We start from the raw sequence: 12,882 nt of genomic DNA, 5'->3' as shown, positions 1-12,882 counted from the left end.
TATGAGTGAAAAAACATTATTTTGTCCTAATTGTGGGACAAAAGTAACTAGTGGGGACGTTTTTTGTCCCAACTGTGGATTCGATCTACGAAAGTTCAATGCATCATATGACGATGGATCAAAGTCAGCCAATCAACAACCTGCACCACAAAAGCCAAGTAACAATCAGGCTGCAAAATCAGCTCAACCTGCTAAGGCTGAAGCTCCAAAGGATACTGTTAAAAAACCAGTTACGTCTAAGAAACCAGCTCCAGTAGTAGCACCAAATCCTACCAGTGAGAATAAAGCTACCGAGCCACAAACAGCTCAAGCCGCTACCACTAATCAAAATCCAGTAAACGGACCAGCTCCAAAACAGGCTCCGGTACAAAAGCCAGCAAACAACCATGGTCAAGTCGCTAACGCTCAAAGCCATGCTGAAGCTCCACAAAATAACCATCCGGTTCAAAATCAAAATATGCAACCGGGCAACCATCCTCAAAATGGTCGTCCCAACCAAAATCAAGCTAATATGCAACAAAACAGTCGTCCACAAAATGCCGGTCCTAATCAAGGCCCAGCTAACATGCAACCAAACGGACGTCCTAATCCAAACCAACCTGGTATGCCTCAAAATGGCAATCCTCAAATGCCTAACCAAAACCAAGCTGCTCAACAACAAAACATGGCAACGGCAAAGCCTAAGAAGAAAAAGAAACATGTTGGCTTGATTGCAATTGCCATCGTGGTCATTATTTTAGTCGGCGGATACTTCGGTGGCTCACAATATTACAGCAAACCTCATCAAGTAGATGCATTAGCAACTAGTTTGAGCAGTGGCGATACTGATCAAATGGCAGCAGCATCAGTTGACGAAAATGGCGACAGCCTTAACTCTCAAGACTTAGAGGAATTAAGTGCCCTATTCTTAAAATCTCCAAGCAGCAAAACTCAAATCAAGCGAATCATCCAAAACGGTAACGGCGATGCTCAAGCAGCTGTCAGCGAGGACTCAGGTTCTGACACTAACTTCAAAGTCGTTCAAGCTGGTAAATTCTTAGGAATCTATCCTAAATATCGTGTCCAGATCAAAGGACAAGAATTACGTATCGGTACCAACGCCAAAAGTCCTGCCATCTCAGTCGACGGCAATAATTCTTCATTTACTAAGAGCGGCAGTACTTATAAGGTAGCTAACCAACTACCTGGCGTTCATAAAGTTAAAGTTTCTGAAGGCAGCAAAACTGCTACCAAAGAAATCACCGTTCCTTTAGCTGGCAATCCAGAATACAAGACAATCAACGTCAAGCATTCTAAAAAAGCCGCTAAAGAAACAACTACCGTAGATGACTCATCTTCAGATGATGATGTTGATTCAAACGATAGTTCAAGCAGAAGCTCAAGTAGCGACAGCGATAGTTCAAGTAGTTCATCTTCAAGTGCAGCTTCAAGAAGTAATTTGATTGGTAGCTGGACTGACGATGACGGTAATGCCTTCCACTTCAACTCAGACGGTTCATATAGTGGCGACGGACTAGACAGTGGTACTTGGAAAGTCACATCCGTTCACGGTGATCAAATCTCCGTCAACTTTAATTCTGATGGCGGTCAATCAAATGGTTGGTCAACAACATTTACATTTGATGACAGCGATGATATGACAAATAGCGATGGCGTCAACTTTACACGTTAATCAAATAAACATCTTTAAACACAAAAATCTCGATTCTTTCGAATCGGGATTTTTTTATATTCATGAAATAACGTTGTGATAAGCTACAAACACGAGGTAAAACTATGGCTAATAATGAAATCAATCCGAACGAGATTCAGAATCATATAACTACTCTAGAAAAAATCGACATCCTATCATTCACCACACTGGATTCCACCAACACCTATGCCAAAAATCATTCTGATGAATTCTCAAATACTCATCCCACTTTGATAATTGCTGACCAGCAGACTGCTGGGTACGGCCGTTTTAAACGTGGTTTCTTTTCTCCGAAAGATACTGGAATCTATCTGAGTCTGGTTTTGCCCATAAATAACATCGATGATCCGAGTTTATTGACCCTAGCAACTGGCGTTGCAGTGGTCTCTGCATTAAGAGAAATGACGAACAGCCAATTGATCAATTTAAAGTGGGTCAACGATATTTTGATCCATGACAAAAAATGCGGTGGCATTTTGACTGAATCAATCAGCGACAGCCACGGCAAAATTTCTAAAGTCATCGTTGGTATCGGCTTGAATATCAACACTTTGGAATTCCCTGAAGAATTAGAAAACATTGCAACTAACATCTCCGACGACAAAGACTTAGACAGGAATACAACCATCAGTCAGATCCTCAACAATTTTTTCAAATTGGACCTTACTGATAATGATTTTCTGAGCGACTATCGAACCTACTGCTCAACGCTTGGAAAAACTGTCCAAGTGGTTAATGGCAATCAAACAATCGTTGGCAAAGCCTTCGAGATTGCAGACGATGGTTCCCTAGTCCTAATTGACGACAACAAAAATCGCCACCGAATCAACAGTGGCGAAGTTACAAAAATTTATTTAAATTAATTTGATGACTGCTTGGATGCTGGCGTAAAGCATGAATAAAACAACAAACCAACCAGTCACGGTCAAAATCCATGGATGATGATAGCTACCAACGATTTTTTTCTTCATCGCTGCTATCAACAAGATTGCTAGTGAAATTGGCAGGATAAATCCATTGATTGCACCAACGACGACCAAAATTTTTGCAGGTTGGCCGATGAAATAAAAGATTGCCGTTGAGAAAATGATGAAGGCCATTACGAAGATTCGATTATAACGTGCCATCTTCACTTCTGAACGGACTTTTTTCGTATAATTCAAGAATGATATTGAAGTAAAGGTCGAACCCAAAGTCGAAGTCATACCAGCTGCAAAAAGCAGAATTCCGAAGAACTTATAACCGAAGTTTCCGGCAGCATACTTGAAGATCGAAGCTGCAGGGTTAGTTGGATCAAGTTTGTAACCAGTTGTGACCACGGCTAGTCCGGCTAAGAAAAGCAAAATTCGAATCAATGAGGCCACGCCGATTCCAGTTAAAGCACCTTCATTAACGTATTTAAGCTCTTTTTCACCTTCCATGCCACCTTCGATCAAACGGTGACCACCAGAGAAGGAAATATATCCACCCACAGTACCACCGATGATCGTTACGATTGAATAAAAGTTAATATCGGTTGGCATGAAGGTATGCGTCACAGCTGCCTTATACGGTACTGCCATAACACAAATGATGTAGATCAAAATAGCAATTTTGACCACGGCCAAAACTTGGACTGTCCGATCCATGACCGTCATCGCATTCTTGGCTACAAAAACTGCGATTGCAATACAGGCGGCAATCACGGCCCCATTTTCAGGCGAGATGCCGAATAGAACGTTTAGTCCTAAACCGGCACCGCCAATATTACCTATGTTAAAAAGTAGTCCGCCGACTGCCACTAGAAATGACAGCACGTACCCTAATCCTGGCAATACTTCATTAGCAATCACCTGAGCACGTTTTCCACTAACTACGATGATTCGCCAAACGTTCATTTGGACGACTAAATCGACAATGATACAAAGTAAGATGGCAAATCCAAAGTTAGCTCCCATCTGACCAGTAAAGGTGGCCGTCTGGGTCAAAAATCCTGGTCCAACTGCGGCCATTGCCATCAAAAAGGCTGCACCCATGGCAATGCTACGAGCTGAACGAGGCTTAGTCATACTGCTATCTGCAAATTCCGTTTCTTTTTGTTTATCTTTCATATTTGAATTTACCTTTTCTTAGATTTTTTAAAAGGGAACGATATCGATCCCGGCTTCTGTAAGAGTTTTTCTTAACTCTGAAACAATATCTAAGGCTGCCTGATTATCGCCATGAACGCAGATTGAATCTGGTTTCAACGAGATCTTGGTGCCATCGAGTGCGATGATCTCCTCATTTTCGATCATTTCTTTAACTCTTTTGGCAACTTCTTTAGGATCTTTGATAACGGCATTCGGTAAACTACGGCTGACTAAAGTCCCATCCGCATTGTAATTTCTATCCCCAAAAGCTTCTTGAGCATATGGAATGCCCACTTCTTTGGCGGCTTTGATCAATTCGCTATTGGCTAATCCATAAATTGGCAATTCGGGATCAACTTGCTTGATACCCTCGCAAATTGCTACGGCTAGATCATGGTCTGATGCGGCCATGTTGTACAAAGCACCATGTGGTTTAACGTGCTGCAATTTCTTATCAGCCGTAAAACCTTGTAGTGCGCCTACTTGATAAGTAATCATGTTCTTAACTTCAGCAGGTTTCATTGCCATCTTTCGACGACCGAATCCTTGCAGATCAGGAAATCCTGGATGAGCTCCGACACCGATACCAGCTTTTTCAGCTAATGCAACGGTCTTTGCCATTACATCTGGATCGCCTGCGTGGTAGCCACAAGCGATATTTACTGAACTAACTAATGGAATAATTTCGGCATCGTTTCCTAAACTGTATCTACCAAAACTTTCCCCTAAATCACTATTCAAATCAATTTTTGTCATGATAGTCCCCCATTTACATATATTTCAAAGCTGTATTCTTAATGTCGGTCACTAACATATGACCTGGAGCATGCGTGATCACGAAATCTGGTTTAGTTTGCATGATCACATTTTGAGGCGTAACGCCGCAGGGCCAAAAGACTGGTATTTCACCATCTTTGATCGTAACGGCATCCCCATAATCAGGTTGGTTAATATCTGAAATCCCAATGTGTTCCGGATTTCCGATTTGGATTGGAGCACCGTGAACCTTTGGCATCGAATTAGTGACTTTAACTGCTTCGACAACTTGGTCTTCTGGAATCGGACGCATGCTAACGACCATATTTCCGTGAAATTCTCCCGCCGATTTTAGTGGAATGTTAGTGTCATACATTGGAACGTTAACGCCCTCCGTAATATTTCTAACTTCCATACCGGCAGCTAACAATTCAGATTCGAACGAAAAACTGCACCCGATAATAAAACTAACTAGATCTTCACGCCAGTAATCATCAATGCTAGTTACTTCTTCAGCTAATTGTCCATGTCGGTAGATCCGATATTTTGGAAAATCATTGGCGATATCAACATCTGTCGCCATCTCTGTCAATTTTTTACTACCAGCATCGCTTACCTCAAGCACTGGACAAGGCTTAGGGTTGCGCTGTGTAAATAATAGAAAGTCGTATGCCAAATCTTTTGGCAAAATAACCAAATTGGCCTGCGTATAACCTGCAGCCAATCCACTAGTATCCCCAGTGTATTCGCCTTTTCTGATCAAGTGGCGCAATTGCACCGGACTAAGATTTTGCAATGGTTCCAACATATCAAAGACCTCCCGTCTCTAATTTGCTAATTTATCTAACCAACTAATATCAGTGTGATTGATCTTGTAATCAGGTTCATCGATCACCTGGGTCAAAAAGTCGAGATTAGTCTTGATGCCGCCAATGACGGTTTCTTCTAATGCTTCAGACATTTGTTTGATGGCAGCCTCTCGATCAGGCGCAAATGAAATGATCTTCGCAATCATGGAATCGTAGTTACTAGGAACAAAGTAGCCCTGATAAAGTGCACTGTCGGTTCTGATCCCGTGACCAGCGGGCAAATGCAAAGCGTCGATCTTACCAGCAGTTTTAGCATTGATCCGACACTCTAAGGCAAAATTATGCTTGTCGATCTCAGCAAACGGGATTGGTTCACCTTGAGCGATTTTGATCTGTAGATCCACCAAATCCACATCACTAGTCAATTCAGTGATCGGATGTTCCACTTGGACCCGGGTATTCATTTCCATAAAGTAAAATTCTTCTGGGCCATCAAAGAGAAACTCCATTGTTCCCAAGCCTTCATACTCAATGTCTTGAGCAGCTTTAACGGACACTTCGTACATCTCTTGTCTCGTCTTGTCGTCTAACGTACTAGCTGGCGCCTCTTCGATCACCTTTTGATGACGTTGCTGCAACGAACAATCACGTTCGCCAATCGCAATCGCATTGCCATATTGGTCAGCAGCAACCTGAACTTCAATGTGTCGTGGATGTTCTAGATATCTTTCAACATACATATGACCGTCGCCAAAAGCACTTTGGGCCTCAGCTTGAGCCAAGTCGAATTGGTTTTCGAATTCTTGAGCAGATTTAATCACTCGCATCCCTTTACCGCCACCACCGGCACTGGCTTTCAGCATGACTGGATAGCCAATCTCCTCGGCGGCTTTTTTAGCGTCAGAAAATTGTAAAAAGTCTGATGCCGAACCAGGAATAACGGGAACTCCAGCCTTGATCATAGTTTTTCGAGCTGATTCTTTTTCACCCATCATCGAGATCACTTCTGAACTGGGGCCAATGAATTTAATACCTTGGTCCTCGCATAACTTAGCAAAATCCGCATTCTCTGATAAAAAGCCGTATCCAGGATGAATCGCATCAGCATGCGTTATTTGGGCAGCCGCGATAATGCTGTCTTGGTTCAAGTAACTATCTTCCGGATTTGGTCCACCAATGCAGACCGCCTCGTCAGCCATTGCTACATGCATCGCCGATTTGTCAGCGGTCGAATAAACTGCCACGCTCAAGATATCTAAGATCTTGCAGGCTCGAATAATTCTGACCGCAATTTCGCCACGATTAGCAATCAATATTTTTTTCATTGTGCACCTCAGTCTTTCAAGGTGAATAATGGTTGATCATACTCAACAGCATCACCATTAGTTACCAAAATTTTATCGATCACTCCGTCGACATCTGATTTAACTTCATTCATCATCTTCATCGCTTCAATAATACCAACAGCTTGACCCTTTTTAACCGTATCTCCAGGTTGAATCAGTGGAGCTTTATCAGGTTGTTCAGAAGTGTAGAAAGTCCCAACAAATGGCGCCTTGATAACTTTGGCGTCATCAGTTGACTTGACCTGAGTTTCAGCTACTGGAGCAGGTTCAGAAGCAGCGACGGTAAGATTTTTTTCCAAAATAATGTGTCCCTGCTTGTCATCGATCTCCAAATGACTTAACTCTGACTCATTTAACAACTTGATCAGTTCTTTAACTCTATCTAATTCCATTGTGTTCATCCCTTCTACTTGTTAGCTCGAATCAAGCGAGCGATTTTAATTGCATCTCTTCTAATTGGTCCGATCGGTTCAACGTAGCGACCGGCATACCATTTTTCATAGGTATCATTTAAAACCTTTTGTTGCTCAACTAACGCTTTAGTAGCTGATTCCATGTCTGTTTCAATAAATTTAAAATTACGTCCTGATTTGAATTGCACGAATCGATTTAGATCCGCACGAATAACAGTTCCAATCACTGGATAGCCACCAGTCGTTTGGCGGTCGGCCAATAACACGATTGGACTGCCATCACGCGTGATCTGAATATTTCCAAAAACAGTTCCTTCGGATAATAAGCTTTGACTAGGAACTTCCAGCGACTCGCCATTTAAGCGGTAACCCATACGATCGATCTGTTCAGAAATTTGATACTGCTGAGAAACGAACTGTTCCTGAGCTTTTTTAGAAAACATCTCCCAATGGGGTCCTTTAACAAAACGAATCTCATTGATCGGTTCGAATCGATAATCAATTTTCCTAGTTTGAAGACTCGGCATCACAACGCTATCGCGAATCGGAATATTGTCACCAGCTTGCAATGCCCGTCCATCAATACCGCCCATTTCCGTTCTCAGCGTCGTAGAGCGACTATCGAGGACTGGTTGACTAATTACCCCACCATTTGAAAAAGCTAAATAGCCGTAGTTTCCGGTTGATAGTGGGCCAATCTCTAAAATTGATCCGGCAGCGACTTCCACGACTTCATTTTGCGGAATAACTTTGTCATTTAGCTTGGCGTCAACTTTTCCACCAGTAATTGCAATAAATGAATCGCAGTTGAATTTTAAGGTCGGTCCCATTAAAACAAACTCCAGTGAAGCTGAATTACGATGATTATTGACTAACAAGTTGCCGAGTTTGTAATTGAATTTATCCATCGCACCAGATTCAGGAAAACCTTCGATCTGATGTGCAGGTCGACCAAGGTCTTGAACAGTGGTCGAAAGTCCGGGGTTAATTACTTTTGCAAAATTAGCCATTGTTCTTGCCACCTTCCTTGATCACATTTAGTTGATACTTACCAGCTGCATCCAGCTTTTGAATTCGTTCATAATCTGATTCATCGATCGGAACAAATCGAACATAATCTCCAGACTGATATTTCAATGTCGGTAAAGCGGGGTCATACAATTTGACCGGCGTTCTACCTAACAGGCGCCATCCACCAGGAGATTCAACGGGATACATCCCCGTTTGTTCACCCGCAATGCCGACACTTCCAGGAGCAATACTTTTTCTCGGGATTTTTAATCTCGGCATAGCAATTTGTTTGGGAACCGAACCCATGTAGGCAAACCCTGGCAAAAATCCCATCATATATATGAAGTAATCAGTTTCAGAATGCATTTTGATCAATTCGTCGACGCTCATTTTTCCAAAATCAGCCACATCTTGTAGGTCTGGACCGAATTTTTGGATATAACAAACGGGCAGCTCAATAATTGTTCTGCCCGTTTTTGGTTGTTCATTTAAATTAGCAATAATCTCATCAACTTGATCCACTAAATCTTTGTAAGAAGTTAAGTCGAAATCATAGTTAATAGTTAACGTGTGATAGGCAGGTATGACGCCCGTGACCCCGACTGCCTTTTCGGCAATCATTTCACGAGCTACAGATTGAATTATTTTATTTTCTTCAACGTTGATCTGTTCGGGGAACTCGACTTCCAAAGACTGCTCGCTTATTTGAAAATAAGAATAATCCATTACTGTTTCCTCCTAAAATTAGAAATAAATTAAATTAATTGTAATATTATTTTTACCATCATTCAATGATAGAAATTTACCAACCATACCAATAAGGCTTCCACCACTATTTGGCATAGGCTTTAGAGCAGGTATAAAAAATATATTTTAAAAAAATTAAAATTGATTTCATTAAAAAAGCTATCTAATGTATATATCATTAGATAGCCGGGTTATAATTATTATTAGTTATATCAGTCGTTTACTTCAGAAATGTTTGTAGACCACTGTGATCCAAACGGACTAGATAGTCCTTGAACTCTTGTTTTGTTAGACCAACTTGTCCGCGGTCATACATTCTAAACAGCATCGTTACATTTCGAATCATAAAACTAGCACAGATGAAGGCTTCATCGTGAGAAATGCTGAAGGATTTTTCGATTGCTTCTGAAAAACCAACGGCAACTTTGTTTTCTACCTTTCTCGATAAAAAGCTATATTCATCTGAAGTCAGAATGAAGGTGAAAAATTCTCGTGACTGTGAAAATAAATTAAACAATGAATCAAATATTTCTCCATGACCTGCTTCATCGTTAGTGAAAGGATGAACTGTTATCAATCTCAACAACTCATCAGATAATTCATCAACGAAAGTATTCATGAAATCTTCGATCGAATCGTAATGCAAATAGAACGTCTTTCGGTTGATACCAGCGGTCTCAGTCAACTTTTTAACTGTCAATTCTTGATAGCTCGTCGTCTTGGCTAAATCGCGGAACGCATTCTTTAAAGCTTTATCAGTTCTAATAACTCTTTTATCAACTGTCATGATTTGCACAGCTCCTATATTAGAAAAATAATTTTAATTACCAAATTTCATATATTTGTGGTTGAAATTTATTGATATACCTTATATTATCATTACTACACACTATGTGTATTATATTTTTGAGAAAAAGAGGAATTTTTTTATGATCCGTGCAGAATGGGAATACCTGAAAAAGCACCGATTCATGACGATTGTCCTCATTGCGATTGTTTTCATTCCTTCTATATATGCGGTTACGTTCCTCAAATCCATGTGGGATCCATATGGAGAGTTGAACAATATCCCCGTGGCTGTGGTCAATTACGACAAGTCAGTCAAATATCAAGGAACTAAGTTAGATGTCGGGAAAGATCTAACCAAGAACTTGAAAAAATCCGATGCAATGGACTTTCAAATTGTGGATTCGAAAAAAGCCCACGATGGTCTAAATACTGGTAAGTATTACATGGTCATCACGATACCAAAGGGCTTTTCTAAAAATGCGACTACCTTGTTAAATAAGAAACCTAAGAAAATGGTTTTAAATTATGAAACAAGTGCTGGTCACAACTACGTGGCTTCAAAAATGACTTCGTCAGCCGCTGCAACAGTGGCTCGAAACGTTTCCGAACAAGTTACTAATACCTACGCTAAAACAATGTTTTCTTCAATCAAACAATTAAGCAATGGTATGAAGACAGCTTCAAACGGAAGTAAGAAATTAGGCAACGGGGCAACCCAATTGTCCTCAGCTAATGATCAGATGACTACAGGCCTAGATCAGTTAGCATCAAGTACTTTAACTTTTGAAGATGGAGCTAACACTTTAAATAGTGGGTTAAGTACTTATATCAGCGGCGTTTCTTCCGCTGCTTCCGGTAGCCAAACTCTGGCCACTGGATTGAACCAATTAAACAGCAGTACCGGCACCCTTTCAAGTGGCGTCGGACAGCTAGCATCTGGAAGCAGTACTTTAGCTTCAGGAATTTCTAGTTACACTAACGGCGTTAGTCAAGTTAACTCTGGAGCTTCATCTTTAAGTTCCGGTAGCACGCAACTTGCTAACGGTGCAGGCACTTTAGCAGATAGTGCAGCCACTTTAAATGGTGGCATGGGACAAATTTACAATGCCAGCAACCAATTGACTGAACAGTTGCAGGCATTGGCAAATGGCAGTACCAGCGCTAGTCAATTAAATAGTACTAGTGACACCATCAATACAGTTTCCAGCCAATTAGATGGCAATAGCTCATCGCAAGCTGCAACTGTAAAAGCTGATCTAGCACAGTTGCAACAAGAGATCGATAACCAAAGTGGTTCAACGACTAGTTCCTCGACTTCAAACGTCAGAGAAAATGTTGCTGCTGCGGCAGATCAACAAGGCTTAACTGCTGATCAAAAAGCAGCCATCCTAGCAGCTGTCGACAGTTCTTCAACTGGCAATACGACAACTACTACAGATAACAGTGCTCTAAAGAGTTCCGCAAATACTTTAAGTGCTGACCTAAATGACTTGATATCTGGTCAAACAACTCAAACGACTACAACTAGTCGTAGCGGTGCGTCATCAGATATGACTACTGTTATTCAACAATTAGCTGCTGCTTCAGCTCAATTGACTGGTTCTATCCAACAAGCAAACGCTGGAATGGGTCAACTAACAACTGGTATCAACAGCTTACAATCAAGCAGCAATGAATTAGCCAGTGGTGCTGGCCAAGTTTCAGCTGGAACAATTGCTTTGATGAACAACTCAGCCGCCTTAAATAGCGGTGCAGGTTCCTTGAATAGTGGACTAGCTCAGTTAAATAGCCAAGTACCTACCTTAACTAGTGGTATCTCACAATTAAGTACAGGTGCTAACCAATTAAATTCTGGCTTAGCACAATTAGATGCCAATGGCTCGACTATCACTTCAGGTGCTAGCCAATTAGCTAGTGGCGCTACACAAATTTCAAGTGGTGCCTCACAATTGCAATCTGGCTCAACTCAAATGGGCACAGGTTTAACACAATTAAATGACGGTACAACTGAATTAACGACCCAATTAGCGAACGGTGCGAAAAAGTCGAAAGTAGATCCAACTAAGTTGACCTACGCACAAGTTGCTAATCCAACTAAGACTTCGCATACAGAGCGTGACCACGCACCAAACAATGGTACTGGTATGGCTCCTTATATGATCTCTGTATCATTATTCGTTGGTGCTTTAGCATTTAACTTGATGTTTGACCTTTATACACCAAGAAAATACCCACACAGCGGTATGGCTTGGTGGGCAAGTAAAGCCTCACTTAAGACAGGCTTTGCAGCTCTAGAAAGTATCACCGTTTACTTACTATTAAGATTGATCGATGGATTAGATCCAATTCACCCATTTGCAACCTTATTAGTTATCTTCCTGACTGGTTTGACCTTTATGGAGATAGTCTCCTGGCTGAACTTAGTCTTCGGAAAAGTCGGTGCGTTCTTGAGTATGATCTTACTGGTTCTACAACTTGGTGGATCAGCCGGAACGTATCCGATCCAATTGTCGGACGGATTCTTTAACGCTATCAATCCTTGGTTGCCGATGTCATATTCTGTTTCTGGTTTGAGAGATTCGTTGATGACTGGAAATTCGGCATGGCCTGAGATGTTGATTTTATTAGCTATCATGCTTGTCTTTATGGGATTGACTATGTTGTTCTATATTAGAAGACGTTCACGTATTAAGAAGATTGATTTTACTAAGGAAGCTGAGGAGCATTCATTGGTATAAGTTCCTTAGTTCAAGTTATTAAGTTCAAGACCTTTATATTGGAGCTGCGATTTATATCGTAGCTCCTTTTTTGTGTTCGTTTTTGATTTAGGGTAGTCGGTTCACTGCTGGTTCCGGGCGGAAAGCGATTGCCTTTCGTCTGGAACGTAGTGAATCCACTTTGAGCTTTTTTCAAAGCCCGAAAAAATCTCAAAGCTGAATTTGATTGTAAGCCGTCGTCATCGCCGGCAAACAATCACCCCACTACTGAGCCGGGCATCGCTTTCCGCCCTCCACCTAGTATGAGTTAGGTCAAACTCCATAAGTATTTGTTGAAATAAGGTATGCAACCTATTCTTCAATAAACTTATTTGGTAGTCCCATCTTTGCGGTCGAGGTGGTTTTTTCTGCGTGTTTCACTCGCAGAAAAGGCCTCTCGGCCGCCAAACTAGTTTGGAGTCAATATTAGAAAACTTGATTATTTGTGCTC

The 12,882-nt window shown here is 41.3% G+C and carries 11 protein-coding genes; 3 read left to right on the top strand and 8 right to left on the bottom strand.

Annotated elements, in window-relative coordinates; translation table 11 throughout:
• The first annotated feature begins 1 nt into the window (after nucleotide 1).
• Nucleotides 2–1,672, top strand: a complete 1,671-nt coding sequence (locus LKF16_RS13130; protein ID WP_291470649.1) for a zinc ribbon domain-containing protein — start codon at nucleotides 2–4, stop codon at nucleotides 1,670–1,672.
• Between the two features lie 104 nt (nucleotides 1,673–1,776).
• Nucleotides 1,777–2,556 carry a biotin--[acetyl-CoA-carboxylase] ligase gene (locus LKF16_RS08915; protein WP_291470647.1) on the top strand — a complete coding sequence of 260 codons (780 nt, stop codon included), beginning with the start codon at nucleotides 1,777–1,779 and terminating at the stop codon, nucleotides 2,554–2,556.
• Here LKF16_RS08915 and LKF16_RS08910 read toward each other — a convergent pair.
• From LKF16_RS08910 to LKF16_RS08875, 8 genes are all read right to left on the bottom strand, one after another.
• The gene (locus LKF16_RS08910) at nucleotides 2,548–3,783 is read right to left on the bottom strand and encodes an NRAMP family divalent metal transporter (RefSeq protein WP_434735166.1); all 1,236 of its coding nucleotides are present in this window, start codon (nucleotides 3,781–3,783) and stop codon (nucleotides 2,548–2,550) included. The two genes, LKF16_RS08915 and LKF16_RS08910, sit on opposite strands and share 9 nt — an antisense overlap.
• Nucleotides 3,784–3,810: 27 nt before the next feature.
• The gene (locus tag LKF16_RS08905) at nucleotides 3,811–4,560 is read right to left on the bottom strand and encodes a LamB/YcsF family protein (RefSeq protein WP_291470645.1); all 750 of its coding nucleotides are present in this window, start codon (nucleotides 4,558–4,560) and stop codon (nucleotides 3,811–3,813) included.
• 13 nt (nucleotides 4,561–4,573) lie between these two features.
• Nucleotides 4,574–5,368: a putative hydro-lyase gene (locus LKF16_RS08900; RefSeq protein WP_291470643.1), complete on the bottom strand. Its 795-nt coding sequence runs from the start codon at nucleotides 5,366–5,368 to the stop codon at nucleotides 4,574–4,576.
• Nucleotides 5,369–5,386: 18 nt separating this feature from the next.
• A complete protein-coding gene (locus LKF16_RS08895) occupies nucleotides 5,387–6,694 on the bottom strand; it encodes an acetyl-CoA carboxylase biotin carboxylase subunit (RefSeq protein ID WP_291470641.1) in 1,308 nt (435 codons plus the stop codon).
• 8 nt (nucleotides 6,695–6,702) lie between these two features.
• Entirely contained in the window at nucleotides 6,703–7,107 is a 405-nt protein-coding gene (locus LKF16_RS08890) for an acetyl-CoA carboxylase biotin carboxyl carrier protein (protein ID WP_291470640.1), read from the bottom strand.
• A gap of 14 nt (nucleotides 7,108–7,121) precedes the next feature.
• A complete protein-coding gene (locus LKF16_RS08885; protein WP_291470638.1) occupies nucleotides 7,122–8,138 on the bottom strand; it encodes a biotin-dependent carboxyltransferase family protein in 1,017 nt (338 codons plus the stop codon).
• Nucleotides 8,131–8,865 (bottom strand): 5-oxoprolinase subunit PxpB, encoded by a 735-nt coding sequence (gene pxpB, locus LKF16_RS08880; protein WP_291470636.1) that lies wholly within the window; start codon nucleotides 8,863–8,865, stop codon nucleotides 8,131–8,133. Before pxpB ends, LKF16_RS08885 begins: the two co-directional genes overlap by 8 nt.
• Before the next feature lie 241 nt (nucleotides 8,866–9,106).
• Nucleotides 9,107–9,673, bottom strand: a complete 567-nt coding sequence (locus LKF16_RS08875) for a TetR/AcrR family transcriptional regulator (protein ID WP_291470634.1) — start codon at nucleotides 9,671–9,673, stop codon at nucleotides 9,107–9,109.
• 142 nt (nucleotides 9,674–9,815) lie between these two features.
• On the opposite strand from LKF16_RS08875, the gene LKF16_RS08870 reads away from it, so the two are divergent.
• The gene (locus LKF16_RS08870; RefSeq protein WP_291470633.1) at nucleotides 9,816–12,413 is read left to right on the top strand and encodes a YhgE/Pip domain-containing protein; all 2,598 of its coding nucleotides are present in this window, start codon (nucleotides 9,816–9,818) and stop codon (nucleotides 12,411–12,413) included.
• Nucleotides 12,414–12,882: the final 469 nt, after the last annotated feature.

The organism is Companilactobacillus sp. (assembly GCF_022484265.1).
In the GTDB taxonomy this organism is placed as follows: Bacteria; Bacillota; Bacilli; order Lactobacillales; family Lactobacillaceae; genus Companilactobacillus.
The sequence above is the reverse complement of the archived record's forward strand: the minus strand, read 5'-3'. Positions and strand labels throughout refer to the sequence as shown.